This is a genomic window from Leptospira vanthielii serovar Holland str. Waz Holland = ATCC 700522, assembly GCF_000332455.1.
GTDB classification, from domain to species: domain Bacteria; phylum Spirochaetota; class Leptospiria; order Leptospirales; family Leptospiraceae; genus Leptospira_A; species Leptospira_A vanthielii.
In genome coordinates this window covers 41,040-56,144 of sequence record NZ_AOGY02000077.1, presented here as the reverse complement: position 1 = coordinate 56,144, position 15,105 = coordinate 41,040, and the positions used below count along the sequence as shown (strand labels likewise).

15 protein-coding genes are annotated in these 15,105 nt (G+C 40.9%); 5 read left to right on the top strand and 10 right to left on the bottom strand.

Features of this window, described 5'->3' with window-relative positions; genetic code table 11:
• From LEP1GSC199_RS19125 to LEP1GSC199_RS19090, 8 genes are all read right to left on the bottom strand, one after another.
• Positions 1-1,776, bottom strand: a complete 1,776-nt coding sequence (locus LEP1GSC199_RS19125) for a methyl-accepting chemotaxis protein (protein WP_002990922.1) — start codon at positions 1,774-1,776, stop codon at positions 1-3.
• A 101-nt stretch (positions 1,777-1,877) separates the two neighbouring features.
• Positions 1,878-2,594: a phosphate signaling complex PhoU family protein gene (locus tag LEP1GSC199_RS19120; protein ID WP_002990780.1), complete on the bottom strand. Its 717-nt coding sequence runs from the start codon at positions 2,592-2,594 to the stop codon at positions 1,878-1,880.
• A 33-nt stretch (positions 2,595-2,627) separates the two neighbouring features.
• A complete protein-coding gene (locus LEP1GSC199_RS19115; protein ID WP_002990913.1) occupies positions 2,628-3,107 on the bottom strand; it encodes a chemotaxis protein CheW in 480 nt (159 codons plus the stop codon).
• A gap of 29 nt (positions 3,108-3,136) precedes the next feature.
• Entirely contained in the window at positions 3,137-3,874 is a 738-nt protein-coding gene (locus LEP1GSC199_RS19110; RefSeq protein WP_002990631.1) for a hypothetical protein, read from the bottom strand.
• A 170-nt stretch (positions 3,875-4,044) separates the two neighbouring features.
• A complete protein-coding gene (locus LEP1GSC199_RS19105) occupies positions 4,045-5,115 on the bottom strand; it encodes a mannose-1-phosphate guanylyltransferase (RefSeq protein ID WP_002990864.1) in 1,071 nt (356 codons plus the stop codon).
• 52 nt (positions 5,116-5,167) lie between these two features.
• Positions 5,168-5,419, bottom strand: a complete 252-nt coding sequence (hfq, locus tag LEP1GSC199_RS19100; protein ID WP_002991024.1) for an RNA chaperone Hfq — start codon at positions 5,417-5,419, stop codon at positions 5,168-5,170.
• Between the two features lie 21 nt (positions 5,420-5,440).
• Positions 5,441-6,331, bottom strand: coding sequence for a tRNA (adenosine(37)-N6)-dimethylallyltransferase MiaA (gene miaA, locus LEP1GSC199_RS19095; RefSeq protein ID WP_002990968.1), 891 nt, complete (start codon positions 6,329-6,331; stop codon positions 5,441-5,443).
• Positions 6,328-6,834: an FYDLN acid domain-containing protein gene (locus tag LEP1GSC199_RS19090; RefSeq protein ID WP_002990773.1), complete on the bottom strand. Its 507-nt coding sequence runs from the start codon at positions 6,832-6,834 to the stop codon at positions 6,328-6,330. Before LEP1GSC199_RS19090 ends, miaA begins: the two co-directional genes overlap by 4 nt.
• Positions 6,835-6,938: 104 nt before the next feature.
• Here LEP1GSC199_RS19090 and LEP1GSC199_RS19085 point away from each other — a divergent pair, with 104 nt between their 5' ends.
• Complete coding sequence (locus LEP1GSC199_RS19085; RefSeq protein WP_039927524.1) at positions 6,939-7,718, top strand: pyridoxine 5'-phosphate synthase; 780 nt, start codon at positions 6,939-6,941, stop codon at positions 7,716-7,718.
• Here the strand turns inward: LEP1GSC199_RS19085 and LEP1GSC199_RS19080 are convergent.
• Positions 7,687-8,691 (bottom strand): tetratricopeptide repeat protein, encoded by a 1,005-nt coding sequence (locus LEP1GSC199_RS19080; protein ID WP_002990669.1) that lies wholly within the window; start codon positions 8,689-8,691, stop codon positions 7,687-7,689. The genes LEP1GSC199_RS19085 and LEP1GSC199_RS19080 overlap by 32 nt on opposite strands.
• A 112-nt stretch (positions 8,692-8,803) precedes the next feature.
• Here LEP1GSC199_RS19080 and LEP1GSC199_RS19075 point away from each other — a divergent pair, with 112 nt between their 5' ends.
• Both LEP1GSC199_RS19075 and nadB read left to right on the top strand, forming a co-directional pair.
• On the top strand, positions 8,804-10,642 hold the full coding sequence (locus tag LEP1GSC199_RS19075; RefSeq protein ID WP_002990964.1) for a S41 family peptidase: 1,839 nt from the start codon (positions 8,804-8,806) through the stop codon (positions 10,640-10,642).
• A 53-nt stretch (positions 10,643-10,695) separates the two neighbouring features.
• On the top strand, positions 10,696-12,297 hold the full coding sequence (nadB, locus tag LEP1GSC199_RS19070) for an L-aspartate oxidase (protein WP_002990582.1): 1,602 nt from the start codon (positions 10,696-10,698) through the stop codon (positions 12,295-12,297).
• Between the two features lie 165 nt (positions 12,298-12,462).
• Here the strand turns inward: nadB and LEP1GSC199_RS19065 are convergent, their stop codons facing one another.
• On the bottom strand, positions 12,463-12,678 hold the full coding sequence (locus LEP1GSC199_RS19065; RefSeq protein WP_002990995.1) for a hypothetical protein: 216 nt from the start codon (positions 12,676-12,678) through the stop codon (positions 12,463-12,465).
• Positions 12,679-12,934: 256 nt separating this feature from the next.
• On the opposite strand from LEP1GSC199_RS19065, the gene LEP1GSC199_RS19055 reads away from it, so the two are divergent.
• Positions 12,935-14,065 (top strand): tyrosine-type recombinase/integrase, encoded by a 1,131-nt coding sequence (locus tag LEP1GSC199_RS19055; RefSeq protein ID WP_002991012.1) that lies wholly within the window; start codon positions 12,935-12,937, stop codon positions 14,063-14,065.
• A gap of 129 nt (positions 14,066-14,194) precedes the next feature.
• Positions 14,195-15,088, top strand: coding sequence for a hypothetical protein (locus LEP1GSC199_RS19050; RefSeq protein WP_002990722.1), 894 nt, complete (start codon positions 14,195-14,197; stop codon positions 15,086-15,088).
• Positions 15,089-15,105 lie beyond the last annotated feature (17 nt).

Sequence of the window (15,105 nt, the reverse complement as noted above, 5' to 3'; positions counted from 1 at the left end):
TTAAAGTTTAAATAACGATAATTCGCGATTTAACTCTAAAATCAAGGAATTTAACTCCGCTGAAGATTTGGCAGTTTTTTCCGACATCAATGATAACTTCGCAGTATCATTTGCTAGATGATGTACGGATGATCCCATTTCTTCATTCACTTTTTTTTGTTCTTCCGTGGCAGCGGAAACAGAACTAGACCGATCTACAATATTTTCTGATTGTTTGCGAATTTCTTCTACTTCGGCAATTTGTTCCAGATTCGCCTGGTTAACTTTATCAATACTGTTGATAATTTCGATAACACTCTCTGATAAATATTTAAAAGTTTCATTTGCCGACTTCACTGATTCTACGGAGAGAGTGGTTGATGCCGATACTCGTTTGATCAACTCTGAAATTGTTTTTGTAGAAGATGCTGTCCTTTCTGCCAACTTTCCCACCTCGGAAGCAACAACTGCAAATCCCCTTCCCATATCCCCGGCTCTCGCCGCCTCAATAGAGGCATTTAACGCAAGTAAGTTGACTTGTTCGGAAATTTCTTTGATGATTATTAAAATTTTTCCAATTTCAATCGCATTTTTATCTACTTCTTCAATACTCTCAATGGTGGTGATAATCGATTTCGCACTTTTTGTTACCTCAGTTTCTACTGAATCTGCTTTTTCTTTCGCATGTAATGAAATTTCTTTTAGACTCGATGACAAAGTAAAAAGACTGATTATGGATTCATTTGTGGATGCAGTTAGTTTTTTTTGCTCCAATGCATCTGAATAAATCCCATTGATAGATGATCCATTTTCTTCCAATGCGGCCGCAACTTCCTCTAAGGAAGCTGCCTGGATTTGCGAATGTTCAGCAGAATCTCCAGACAAAATTTCTAAATTTTTAGCTTCTTCCTCAATTTTTATCGAATGATTGATAATGGATGTAATCAATCGATTTAACTTTATTTTTGCATCATTTAAATAATCGGAAATCAATCCAATTTCATTTCGTGTTTGCGTTGTTTTTGTATCAGAACGTAAGTCACCATCTGAAAACGCTTTTAACATAGTAGAAACTTCACGAATAGTTGCAGATGTATTTCCTGTTAGTTTCCAAATAACAAAGAATAAAAATGTAATCATAGAAAGGATAAAAAAAGTTAATCCAATACAAATGGTCTCTAAATGATTTTGATCTACTTGTGACCGAAACTGAGAGTAAACATAAAAAGCAAATATAAAGTATCCAATCACAAATGTGGAAAAAATAGAAAATAGTAAATTAGCAAACAAACTAAGCGGTGGCAAATGTAATTGATGATAAACTTCATAAAGTTTCTTTTCAGTAAACACATAAAATATAGAAGAAATTGCCATCGCGAGTATAATTCCAAGAATGCTAAAAAACACAACCTCACCGTAAGATTTTACCAAACCATAATGATAAGCAAGGAGCATGGTCAAAATTGGTCCACCCACATTGGTAGATAAAATATTCAAAGCTCCCGATTTTGAAAATCCTCGAATGAAGTTTAACTCTTTTTCTGTGTATATGATTCCTTCAGCACGCCTCATCTGTTTTCGAAATTTCAGATTTTTAAAAAAGAATAAAACGGCATGGAGTCCAATGATCGGTGGAGCTAGATAAACTAATATTTTTAGAATCGATTCAAAATTCTCCAGACCAAAGAGAAGGAACATCCCTGTAAAAAAAATAAAAGGATCCAAATTGGTGATGAGTAGATAAGATACCATAAATCCAGAGGATTTTTGATTTGGGTTTTTACCTTGTTTGATCATAGGGAACGAATTTTACACTCGTTCCCTTGCCGTTGTCAATTTTTTTTGTTTCAGAATGTTCGGTTTGGTAAAAAAGGTGAAATATAATTAAAAATATATTTTTAAGGAAAATTTGAGGCTTTTGTTTTTACATTTTCTAAATGGCGAATATCTTTTCCCGTGTTGAGTCGGACAAGTTCCTCAGCTACGTTTACGGCATAATCACCTAACCGTTCTAATGCGAGAATAATGCGATACACATCTGCAAATTCTTGTTTTTCCATATCAGGGACACAACGATATTTATGAAATGCTTGGTCACAAAGGGAATTCAATTCATCTTCTAATGTATTGACACTCCCCATAAATCTTTCTTTTTCTTCGACAAGAGATTCAATGGCCATTCCGGCAAGTGTAGTCACTCGAGATAAAATAAGAGTCATAGGTTCTTCGTTTTTGAAAAGACCTTTGCGGATGGTTTTATGACGAAAGACATCGGCACAGTTGACCACTTGGTCTCCCATCCGTTCCATGTTCCTTGTAATCCGAATTGCCGAGAGTGCAAACCGAAGTGGGTCTTTTTTTAAGACGATGTCGTTGTCTACATCACCCATTCCAAGAATGTTACGGTTACTCACGGCTTCCAAAATCGCATTCTGGGAAAGGTTATCATTTTCCTTTTCCAAATCATCAATGAGGTCGTCTCGTTCTACAATGCGTTCTGCTTGTGCATAATCATCATCTTCTAAAGCTTCACTCAAAAGAATCACCTGTTCCAAAACAAGTTCTGCCATGGAATACAAATTCTTTCTTAGGTAATAAAACTTTGAAATAATCATACCTGATGTCTGGGAATGGGAACCTACAGAAAGTTAGACGGTTGCCAACTCAGTGACTTCTTCCACAGTGAGAATTTTTTCAATATCGATCAAAATAATGAACCGATTGTCCTTTTTACCCACACCAGTAATGTATCTAGACGATATCCCTTTGACCGAAGGGGGAGGTGGGTCCACTTGGTTTGCGGGAAAATGCACTACGTGAGAGACTTTGTCCACAATCACACCAATGGATTTGCCAGAGACATTGATGACAATGGCTCGGTCCGCAGCAGCATCCGTGATATTTTTAATGTTAAGACGTTTGGCAAGGTCAATCATTCGGACGACTTTGCCCCGAATGTCCATAATCCCTGCGAAAAAACTTTTGGACTGTGGAACACGGATTAGGTTAGTGATTTTGACAATTTCTTCGACTATGGTGATGGGAATCGCATATTCTTCATCGCCCAAATTGAATATAATGTACTGCTCATGAATGAATTGGTTTGCCGATGATGTTTCTTTTGCCATATAACTTTTCTACAATTTTAGCCTACGCACTAGAAGTAGACGTAGCCATTGTAGAAAAAATATGAACCGAAACTCAGAAATGACAACACTTTTGTCATTAGGACAGAACGTTTTCTGACAAGAAAATCCAGAAGACCTGCGGTCATACCTAGGATTCCCAGAGTCAGTCCTAATACGACATAATCATAATATAGGTAGTAAACCAAACATCCGAATCCGACGCCCATGAAGATATCTTGTAAATCTCCCCAGACACGCCTTTTAAAACGCAACCAGAGCGATCCTCGTGCCTCTCTTGCCTCACGCCTTTCCCTTCTCCAACGTTGGAACCAAGTTTCCCGGACAATCCCAAAAATGGAATCATACCGCGTGGAGGGAAAGAGTGCCGATTCCAAAGAAAATCTTTGGGAACGACCCTTCTCTTGGGCATCAGGTTCAAAGGGGGGATAAATTTCGTACGCCCCGCCAATACATGCAAGCATGTCTTTATCGGGGAGGGTACTGAAGTATTCTCGAAAGGGCCAAACCTTTCGAAAGACGGGATAGGGGCGACCAGAAGTAATATCCTTCTCAACCTGTACAGTTCCGTTTTTCACGGTGGCACCATACATACGACCCTTCTCTTCTTTGATTTCGACAGCTAAACGAACGAGACGTTCGTGAAAGTTGAATTCAGCCTCCAGGACATCCCCGAGAGGTGTTTCCATGGTAAAGGCTCGAATGAAACCGGGTGTGCGGGGTTTCTGTTTCCTCCAGACTTGTTTCATAACAAATCTATCGGAGGAAAAAGAAAGTCACTGAAGAAAGATTATTTCTTCTTTTTGTGTCTGTTGGCTCTGCGTTTTTTCTTACGTTTGTGGGTTGCGATTTTTCTACGCTTTCTCTTTTTTCCGGAAGGCATTCCTTCCTCCTTATATCAAGCCTATCTGTCAAAATTCTAGTCGAGGTACTTTTGTAAAACTTTATTTTTCCGCATAGTGGATAACATAGCTTTGATATCCCCTACACCATCACGAGAGGTCACGAGAAGGACATCTGGCTCTTCCACAACGATGAGATCCTTAACACCAAGAAACGCAATGAGTTCCTTCTGAACGGATGAAATATTCCCTGAAGCTTTGTGATAAAGAACCTCTTTTCCTTGGTGGTGGTTCTTTTCTTTATCACCCGGAAGGATTCGTTCCAAAGACATCCAAGATCCAACATCATCCCAATTGAAGGTAGCTTCTACCATTCGAATGCGATTGGATTTTTCCATAATGGCAGTATCGATCGCCTCTGAGGGAAGCATTTGGAAGGCCGTTTTTAGATCTCCAAAACTCTTAAAAGGAAATCCATTTTTTAAAGGATTTAGAATATGCGGAGCATGGCGTTCTAATTCTGAAAGGATGGTTTCTGTGCGGAAAAGGAAAATCCCTGGATTCCAATAAAAATTCTTCTTTTTGATGTATTTTAAAGCTGTTTTGAAATCAGGTTTTTCAAAAAATGCTTTTACCGTATAACCTACATCAGTTGGTTTTCCAGTGCTGATATAACCATACCCTACTTCCGGACGGTTGGGTTTGACCCCAAGTAGAACCATTCCATTTTCTGTCTCGTATAAGGCTTGCTCTATGGTTTTTGTAAATTCTTTGATGGGATCAATAAAAGCATCTGCAGACAAAACGATGAGATTTGGATTTCCAAATTTTTTCTGAAAGTGGAGAGCCGAAAGGGCAATGATGGGGGCTGTGTTTTTTCCTTCTGGTTCCAAAATGAAATTGGTTGAAGGGAATTTAGGATCTTTTTTTAGGATTTCTGTTTTTAGGTTGGCGTTGGTTCCAATATAAATTCGGTCTAGAGTTGTGATGGTGAGAGCTCGGTCGATTGTCTCACGAAGAAGAGTTTTGTTGGAATAAACTTTCTGGAGTTGTTTCGGAGAATTGGTTCGGGAGCGAGGCCAGAACCTCTCTCCCTTTCCACCAGCCATAATGAGGACAACCGGGGATTCTTTAGTTAATTTTGCCATAGGGTTTGGAACCAGAATTTAGCAAAGCAAACAGAGGAAAACCAGAAAAGAGTTAGACCCCTCCCGCTTCCTTCGGTGTTTCTTCACTGTGGAGTTTAATGGGTTTTGCTGGGATGATGGTGGAAATGGCGTGTTTGTACACCAAGTTCTGTTTGCTTTCGTTTTCTAGGATGATTGTGAAGTTGTCAAAACTGACAACCTTTCCTTTCAGCGGAACTCCGTTTAACAAGTAAATAGTGAGATCGATTTTCTCCTTTCTTGCTGTATTTAGAAATTGGTCTTGGATATTATTTTTTGCCGACATTGGAAATCCCGAGTGTTTTCTCTATATTTTATCTATATTTGTATACAGTTGGACAGCGGCTTCGAAGGAAATGGGCGAAAGTAACGGATCTTTTTTGAACCAAGTGATCTGTCGTTTCGCATAATTTCTATGGCTTTGGGCCAGCTGCTCAATGAATGTATTACTGTCTATGATTCCATTTAAGAAAGCAAGCGCAAAATTGTAACCTAAGGTTCGTAGGCCCGGGCAGCCCGATCCATACCTAGAAATCACTTCTTTTGTCTCCGCTAACATACCCGTGGTGATCTGTTTCACTCTTTCATTAATCCTGTTGTAGAGAACATCGCGTGGCCAATCCAACCAATGCCCAATCACTTGAACATCTGGATAATCACTTAAATATCCGCCCACAGTTTCTTTCGAAACATCAGACCACAAAACGCCAGTGAGTACAACTTCCAAAGCTCTTTTGATTCGGTATCCATCTTGTGGTGACAATGATTCCATAACCTTCGGATCTTTTGCAAACAACTCTTCCCTTGCCATATCCAAAGGAAGTTCCAAAACATAGTCTTTAGTTTCCTTGGGTACATTTGGTACGGGATACATCCCCATAAGAAAAGCTCGGAGATAAAATCCTGTGCCACCAATGAGAAAAGGAATTTTTCCACGACTCCGAATGTCGTTAATTGCTTCGCGGGCCCAGATTGAAAATTGGCTGGCATTGACAGACTCGTTTGCATTCAAAATGCCAACAAGCCAGTGGCGGATATGGGAGGACTCTTCATGAGTGGGTGCCGTTGTGCCTACCGGAAGGTCCCGGTAGACTTGGCGGGAGTCAAAAGAAACAATTTCGAAACGTTTGGGGTCGAGGACTTTAGTGAGGGCGGTTTTTCCGGAACCGGTGGGTCCACCAAGGACAGGGAGGATCACACCTCTTCCTCGGCTGCGACCTCCTCTTCTTCGGCCTCTTCCAACTCTTCCGTTTCTTCTAAGAGTTCATCATCTTCTAAAACTGGCTCTTCCTCTTCTTCCACTTCATATTCAGAACTGCGGATAGCCGCCATTCGTGATTTGATGGCTGGTTTTGCCAATTGGTCTGCCCCACATTTAGGACATTTTTTTTCCGGTTTGTGCAAATCATAAAATTTGGTACCACAAGAGTAACAATTGAACTTTTTGCCCAAAGGGTTGTTGGGATCGATCTTTACAGCTGGTGCCTTAGCCACTGGGGCCGGTTTGTCCTTGGACACAGCGGAAGCTGTTTTCGGGGCCGGCACGGCTTTCGCCTTCGTAGCGGGAGTTTTAGCGCCGGCTACGGGCTTTTTTTTATCTTCCTTCGGGGAAGCGGACTTTGTGTCCTTGGTTGGTTTTTCTTTGGCTACCGCTTTTTTCTTGGGCGGGGCCTGCTTCTTGACTGCTTTTTTTGCGACCATAAACGTACTTTTGACAGTTTTGGAAATCCCCTCAAAGGGACAACCTTTTTGAAATTGGACGGTTTTCTCCTGGATGAAATTTAATGAAAAGTTTTTTTTTTCCTATGACCCAATTAAGTGTCAATGTCAACAAGATCGCCACTCTACGTAATTCTCGTGGCGGATCCATTCCGAGTGTCATTCAAATTTCTGAGATCATTCTAAATGCCGGTGCTTACGGCATTACCATCCATCCCAGAGAGGATGAAAGGCATATCACCAAACAAGATGTATTCGAAATACGAGAGTTTTTGCAATCTTACAACGAAAATTTATCAAAAAAGGGATTTCCTAAAAAAGAATTCAATATCGAGGGAGAACCAAGCGAACGTTTTTTGGACCTAGTCCTAACCGCAAGGCCCGACCAAGCCACTCTCGTTCCCGTGAAACCAGGAGAAATCACCTCAGACCATGGATTTGATTTGGAAGACAAAACAGTGTTCCAAACCTTAAAATCAATGGTCGCGCGATTCCACGAAAGCGGAATCCGAGTCTCTTTGTTTATGGAAACGAATTTCGAACAATACCGACTGGTAAAAGATTTAGGAGCCAACCGAATCGAGTTGTATACAGGACCTTTTGCTTATGCTTACGAACGATCCAGGGAAGAGGGGGAGCTGAGTTTCAAAGACTATGAAAGAGCTGCCACTGAGGCCCACAAACTAGGATTAGGTGTCAATGCAGGACATGACTTGGATACGAACAATTTGCAACTCTTTGCCAAACTTCCCCATTTAGCGGAAGTTTCGATTGGTCATAGACTCGTCAGCAAAAGCCTGATTGTAGGAATGGAGACAACCATAAAGGATTATCTCAGAGTTCTTTCGCTAGGGAACGAAGTTTAACATACTGAGGGTCTTGTTCCAAAAGTAACTTGGCTGCTCTTTCTAATGCCAAAGCAAGTTGTCCTTCTAGTTTGCCTTTTCGTTTGGCCGATTGGATCTCTGATAAAAAACTTCGAATGGCTTCCCTGCCTTGTGATTCGTTTCCCGAAACGGAAGCAAGTTTCAGTTTTCTCCAAGCATCTGTTATCGGTGCACCTGGTTTTGCGGTTGTTTGCGGTAAAACAATTCCGCTATCAGTAACAAGCGACGCATTCGCAGTGACTACTCCTGCACTGGCACCCACAGCCTGCCCTGTTTCCCCACGATGGTAACTGGCAGTATCCCAAATCCGAGAAAAGGGATCCGATTTCATTTGGTCGGCATAAAGACGTTCCTTATAAGAAAGGGAAGAAAGTCGGATTTCTTTTTGAATTTGAGATTTGTCAACATCACGCAAACGTTGGAAACAATCGGAAAGAACACCCCGACGTAAAGTTTCTTTTGTGAGAATCCCACGTTCTGCTAAAAAACGAAAGGATTCGGACTCGGGTGGTTTGTTTTCCTTACAAAGTTTTTGTGTTTCTGTAAAAACTGCCAAAACCTCGCCATCTCGTGAGTGGGCTTTGAGATCGGCTAAATTTCCCGACTTTTCGGCAGAAATTCGTAACATATTTTTATAGAGGCTATCGTTTGGATTTTTTTCTAGAGCCTTTCTAAAAGCGGTATAACTCGCCGCATAATTGCCTCGGTGGTATTCGAGAAGTCCCCAAGTGTAACATAAATATCCATCGTCAGTGTCCCGCGTTCGGCAAACATATCTTAGTCGAGACATTGCCTCTTCTCTAGACTCGGAGGACTCCCATACATCGAGAAGCACCTCTTCCAAAAAGATTAGGGTTTCCAAACTGTACGGATCGCGGGTTGGGTTCTTTTGCGGTTCTGAAGTACAAAACCCAAGGGAAAGAGCGAAAATCAGGACAACGAATGGACGCATCACACCGTCTATGATATACGTGTGTCCTAGATTTGTCCCGATTTTTTTTGAGTTGCATGGACTGGAAAATCGGAAATTCTTAGGATAATCTATCCACTTTACGAGCGATCCCTTGAAACGAATTGTTTACTTACTTTCTTTTTTCACCCTACTCAGTTTTGCCCTTCCCGTGGGATTTATTTCCTGTGAACCGGAAGCCAAAAAAGCTCCTAACCGTGTAACCAATTTTACCTACCAAGACTTCGAAACCGTGGTCAAATCTGTGGATAAGTACTATATTGATAAAAATATCAATAAAAACAGAGCTTTCACTGATGCGGCATCCTTTGCCGTTCTCAGTATGCCTCATCCACTCTATATTTACCCAGAAAGTTATTTCACTGAAAGGGAAAAATACGACGACAAAGACGATCTTTGGCCGGGGAAAACATTCAAAATCTCCCCTTCCGACAAATTCGTGTTATTTGATCCTGACTACACTCTTGTAGAAAAAATTCAAAAAGAAAAGTTAAAGAAAAACGAAAACAGAAAACTTTCAGATGCAGAAGTTAAAAAACTCATCGAAAAAGAAAAACTGAAAAAATCGGTTATCGCTGCTAAGTGGGAAGAAATTAATTTCTCTCGTAAAGAATTTGACCGAGTCATCTCTTATGTCCAAGACAATTTGGAAACTTACAAAACACCTGTTCTCAAAGGACTTGTAGAACTTGACGGCGAACTTCCCGAGGAAGAGGAAGATAAAAAAGAATTTAGCATGGAACAAGTGTTTCTTGCTGCTGCGAATGGTTATTTGAATTCTCTTGATCCACATTCTAATGTTTTTTTGAAAGAAATGTGGGAAGAGTCCATGGCTAAAATTAGCGATGGTTCTTTTGAAGGAATTGGTGCGATTCTTTCTGGTGGAGGAAGTCGTGAAGTCGTAGTGGAAAATCCATTGGAGGGAAGCCCTGCTGTGAGGGCCGGAATCCGAAGTGGAGACACAATCGTTGCTGTGGATGGTAAGGTGATCAAAAACCTAACTCTCGATAAAGTGGTTAAAAAAATCAAAGGACCAAAAGCAACCAAAGTAGTTTTAACCATCACAAGAAAGGGTAACACGGGAAAAACGGACATCGAAGTGATCCGTGATAAAATTACGATTAAAAACGTAACCCACCATATCGTAAAAGAAAACCCTCAAGTTGGATATATCAAACTCACTGGATTTGTAAAACCAGGTCCAGGTGAAGCTCCCATTGACACACAAATTGCCAATGCAGTAGTGGAGATGGAACAAGAAGCCAAGGACAGTGGCAAACCACTCAAAGCTTTAATTTTGGACTTACGTGGAAATTCTGGCGGGTATTTGGATCTTGCCATAGATATTACCGATATGTTTATCGAAAAAGGAATGATTGTGTTCACAAGAACTCCATTTCGTAGTGATGAAGAAAAATATGCAAAGAACAAAGACATCGCAAAACTTCCATTAGTTGTAATGATCAATTCTAAGTCAGCTTCTGCGTCTGAAATTGTAGCCAGCGCCATCCAACACCATGGTCGTGGAATTTTGTTAGGGGAAAGAACGTTTGGAAAAGCAACCGTTCAAAGTTTAAACAACTTAGAGAACAACCCTGATTATTTGCTCAAAATCACCAATGCAAGATACTACTCACCATCTGGAAAAACCATCCAAGTTGTGGGAGTTTCTCCTGATATAGAAGTTTCAGAAGAACCAGACGGTGCATTCCCATTCCGTTACCGTGAAGAAGATATGTGGAACCACCTGCCCCTCATTCCCCACGAAGGTGTTGTAAAATCCAAGTTCAATGTAAATGCGATCAAAGAGTATGCGAAGAAAAATGGAAAGGCCGATGCCTTTTTAAAATCACATGCCAATGATGCCATCAAACCAGACTATATGCTCATCAGAAGTTTGGATTACATTGAAGGAATGTTGAATACAAAATAATTCTATACCCCGAAAGGGGAAAGGATTTGGCTTAAGGTAGAATTGGAAACCATGTGACTCGAATTAAATCGGATTTTTTGATCATTGGAAGCGGAGTGAGTGGACTCTTTACCGCACTGAAGTTGGCTCCGCTGGGAACCGTAGTCGTTGTAACCAAAAAGGCAGACTACGAATCCAATACCAATTATGCCCAGGGCGGAATTGCTTCCGTTTTTGATGACAAGGATAAGTTTGAAGAACATATCAAAGATACCTTGGAGTCTGGGGCTGGGCTTTGTGATTTGGAAGCTGTGCGTGTGCTTGTCGAAGAAGGCCCCACTCGAGTTCGTGAACTTCTGGATCTAGGAGTTCCTTTTACCAGAAACCAAACTGGGGAACTAGACCTTGCTCGTGAAGGCGGACATAGCAAAAATCGCATCATCCACTCGCTTGATAGAACGGGAAGTGCCGTAGAACAATCGCTACTCGACCATGTTCACGCCAACCAAAACATTCGTATTTTGGAAAACCATGCCTGTGTGGATCTCATCACCAAACACCATTTAAAGGACAAAGACAACCTTCCCCTTCGGTGTTACGGGGCTTATATTGTGGATACAGAAACGGGAGAGGTATTTCCTGTCCTTGCTAAAAAAACCATTTTGGCAACGGGTGGGGCAGGCCAAGTTTACTTACATACCACAAACCCAAACATTGCGACTGGTGATGGAGTTGCTAGTGCTTACCGGGCCGGGGCCATTGTCAAAAATATGGAATTTTATCAATTCCATCCCACTTCCCTCTTTCATGAACAAGGGAATAGTTTTTTAATTTCGGAAGCTGTCCGTGGCCACGGTGGCATCTTACGCGAGATAGGTGGTAGACCTTTTATGAAGGACTACCATACCTTGGGGGAACTAGCACCAAGAGACATTGTCGCCCGTGCCATTGATGATACGATGAAAAAAAGAGGAGAACCACATGTCCTCCTGGATATTACGCATAGACCCGCAAACGATATCATTAGTCATTTTCCTTCCATCTATGAACGTTGTAAAAAACTGGGGATTGATATCACAACAGATCCCATCCCTGTAGTGCCTGCAGCCCACTATATGTGCGGTGGAGTGGCTACCGATTTACTGGGAAGGACAAATATCGCCGACTTATATGCCTGCGGGGAAACTACTTGCACTGGGGTGCACGGTGGAAACCGGTTGGCATCAAACAGTCTCCTCGAATGCCTCGTTTTCTCTCATCGCATAGCAGGTGATATTCGTTCTCAAGGGAAATTAAGTTATTCATCAGAAACAGATCTCATTCCTGATTGGAACAAAGAGGGAACCACAAACACCGAAGAATGGGTTCTCATCTCCCACGATTTAGTGGAAATCAAAACCATTATGAGTAATTATGTGGGGATTGTTCGTTCCGATATGCGACTGGAAAGAGCCCTCCGCCGATTGAAACTAATCTCCGAAGAAGTGAAAGACTATTACAACAGGACCACAGTGTCCCTTGGGTTACTCGAACTTCGGAACTTGGTGAAAGTGGCAGAACTCATTGTTCGGTCAGCACTTCTAAGGAAAGAAAGTCGCGGACTCCATTTTAATACGGACTATCCGGAAGACAGAACTCCGTCTCGCCAAGATACCATTCTTTCCCACAAACTCTAAGTACACACATCAAGGCGAGAGCGCCAGGGACCCTAGCGGAAATCCTTTCTCGGAAGAGAAAGATTGAAGCGGAGGGCCCGGTCCTTTTGAGCTAAAACATAAATCTCAAAACCAAATGGGAGGCGCCCACAAAACTGGAATTTAGCGGCCACCACCAAGTGACTGTTAGCCTCTAAAACCTAAAATTGTATAAACAATTCCTAAAATGATGGGAAGGATGGAATAACTAAAAACATGGATGAAATGTCCGCGTTTTTCGCCCCATTTTTGTTTCATGGGTTCTAGTTTCCAAAAAAATCCTGGTTTGTAAATGCGTAGGAAGTAGGTGGTGGTTCCGTAGAGGATAAAAAATACGCCAAGTCCAACAGTGAATAGGTTCATAAGTCTCCGATTCCGTAAGGTTCGTGTAAGAATGCGAACTTTCCAAGAAAAAAAACGGGGATCGGCAGATTTGGATTTCGGATTTAATGCGTGCGTGGTAGAGGGAACGTATTGGGCGGCGGGTCTAGTTCCCCACCCAAATCAGGGCGGGGATAGTATATTCACAAAAAATCCCTTCCCTACCACCCCAAAAAATCTAGAACCAAACCGAAAAGATTTCACCTAATAAACTTACCAATGTAAGGTTAGGTGTTCTATGATCAAATTTCGTTATTCTCCCAAGGACAATCGTTTCTATTTACGATTTCACTATTCAAAAACGTTTTTTTCCATTGCGAAATCCATACCCAAAGGTTTTTTCCATTCCGTTGATAATGATAATGCCTGGTCTTATCCGAATGACCCAAACATCATAAAACAAGTATTAAATGCTTTTGCAGTCCACGACATTCGAATTCTTCCCAGAGAGATCCCCAAACAATGCGAAATATTAGGTGATTTTTTCAAAGCAACTAGAGAACGTAATTTTTCGTTTCGCACAACAAAAACATACTACTCTCATATATTTCAACTTTTGGTTTTCACCGAAAAACTTCCAGCTAATGTCAAAACCAGTGATCTGGACAAATATTTAGACCACTTGGTAACCGACCGTGGTGTAAAGGCCGCAAGTGTTAGGTCGGCAAGACAGGCATTTATCTTCTATTTCCGCGAAGTCAGACAACAATTCACACAACTGAAATTTCCAAGGATGATGGTCGGGTCCAAACTCCCAGAGGTTTTATCTGCAGAAGAAACAAAATCGATATTCAATGCACTTCCCAACAGAAAACATAAAATGTTATTACTTATCAGTTACTCCTCTGGTTTGCGTGTGAGTGAAGTCATTCATTTAAAAATCACAGACATTGACTTAAAAAGAAATATGATTCGTGTAGGCCAGGGTAAAGGGAAAAAAGATAGGTATACAATTCTTGCTACGTCTCTAGTTGAGGAGCTAAAAGAATATCTTAAGGTCAGAGAATACAATTTACTTTTAAGACAAAGTTATAACGAAGTGCGTGCGAATCCTTGGTTATTTCCGGGTTCAGGAAACAGGCCCTTACATATCCGAACCGCTGAAGCAATCTTTACGAATGCGGCCAAAAAAGCAAATATCGGAAAAAAGGTAAGTTTCCATAGTTTAAGGCATGCCTTCGCCACACATTTGTTAGAGCTAGGAACCGACTTACGAATGATCCAAACATTACTCGGACACGCAAGTGTCCGAACCACTCAAATTTATACAAAGGTGGCAAGGAGCCGGCTAGAAAATATTGTAAGTCCTTTAGATCGAATTTCAGCCGCAAAAGAAAACATTAAGTTACTGCCAGAAAATAAAAACTAAGCCAACTTCAATCAAATCAAAACCTTTTCGGAATATCAGCGCCACTCTGCCAAACAATTGGTTGACGAAATCTAAACTCCTGTTATCGTTCCATCCGTCCCATCATAGTCTTTGAGTTAGATGATCACAATGAAACAACAACTGATTTTATCCGCATTATCCCTACTGTTTTTCTCTACAAATGTTTTTGCTCAACTAAAACCCGAGTTAGGAAATGAATGGATTCAATCCCGAAGTCTTGGTCCCGTGATTGACGAATCTTCTATTCGGTGGAATTTTTTCGCAGATGTAAAAGTGGATAATCTTGAAAGTATCCATGGTTACGAAGTCAAAGGTTCGCAAAAAACAGAACAAATTTCTGAAATATCCAAAATAACAAAAGGAAACTTATCCTTATCCAGCCAACCTCTAGCAGAAAAAGATTATCTTTGGATTTTTGAATTGGGAAACACGAGTCTCTTTTTTACATTCGAAATCACAAACAATAAAGGTGAAAAAAAGATTTTGAATGTTCCCATCAATTTTTCGGAAAAAAGTAAAGAAACCCTCCGTCTGGTTATGGAAAAAAATCTAAACATCAAAAAAGAAACTGTCAAAGTCCCCTTCTATCGTAACCTTGATGGAAGGCGCTGGTATGTTGAAAATTCTGGAGAAAACGAAGAACAAGTGTTAATCGAAATGATCCCCGACGGAACCAAAATAGAAACATGGACAGAACTCTATCGGTTAAATCTTTTAAAAACAATTGGATCATCCAATCGAGCTGCTTTTATGAATGCAGTTAGAGAAGGACTTTCTGAAAACTGCCCCTCTTTAGTGTTTAATATCATCTCAGAATCATCAAAAGAAATATTCTATGAATGGTCACATGACGGCTGTAATGGTTGGCCCGCATCGACAGAAATCTCTCGGATGGTAAACAGCCCATCCCACTCGACTATGTTTACCTTTGCTTATAAAAATGGGAAACTTCCAAAAGATTTACGTGAAATTTATCTCACCATTTTGGAAAAAGAAAAATAATAGAATACTTAAGTAAA

Excerpts from the sequence above, each read along its gene's own strand:
- LEP1GSC199_RS19125 (WP_002990922.1), bottom strand. The coding sequence starts at position 1,776 with ATGATCAAACAAGGTAAAAACCCAAATCAAAAATCCTCTGGATTTATG.
- LEP1GSC199_RS19120 (WP_002990780.1), bottom strand. The coding sequence starts at position 2,594 with ATGATTATTTCAAAGTTTTATTACCTAAGAAAGAATTTGTATTCCATG.
- LEP1GSC199_RS19115 (WP_002990913.1), bottom strand. The coding sequence starts at position 3,107 with ATGGCAAAAGAAACATCATCGGCAAACCAATTCATTCATGAGCAGTAC.
- LEP1GSC199_RS19110 (WP_002990631.1), bottom strand. The coding sequence starts at position 3,874 with ATGAAACAAGTCTGGAGGAAACAGAAACCCCGCACACCCGGTTTCATT.
- LEP1GSC199_RS19105 (WP_002990864.1), bottom strand. The coding sequence starts at position 5,115 with ATGGCAAAATTAACTAAAGAATCCCCGGTTGTCCTCATTATGGCTGGT.
- hfq (WP_002991024.1), bottom strand. The coding sequence starts at position 5,419 with ATGTCGGCAAAAAATAATATCCAAGACCAATTTCTAAATACAGCAAGA.
- LEP1GSC199_RS19090 (WP_002990773.1), bottom strand. The coding sequence starts at position 6,834 with ATGGTCGCAAAAAAAGCAGTCAAGAAGCAGGCCCCGCCCAAGAAAAAA.
- LEP1GSC199_RS19085 (WP_039927524.1), top strand. The coding sequence starts at position 6,939 with ATGACCCAATTAAGTGTCAATGTCAACAAGATCGCCACTCTACGTAAT.
- LEP1GSC199_RS19080 (WP_002990669.1), bottom strand. The coding sequence starts at position 8,691 with ATGCGTCCATTCGTTGTCCTGATTTTCGCTCTTTCCCTTGGGTTTTGT.
- LEP1GSC199_RS19065 (WP_002990995.1), bottom strand. The coding sequence starts at position 12,678 with ATGAACCTATTCACTGTTGGACTTGGCGTATTTTTTATCCTCTACGGA.
- LEP1GSC199_RS19055 (WP_002991012.1), top strand. The coding sequence starts at position 12,935 with ATGATCAAATTTCGTTATTCTCCCAAGGACAATCGTTTCTATTTACGA.
- LEP1GSC199_RS19050 (WP_002990722.1), top strand. The coding sequence starts at position 14,195 with ATGAAACAACAACTGATTTTATCCGCATTATCCCTACTGTTTTTCTCT.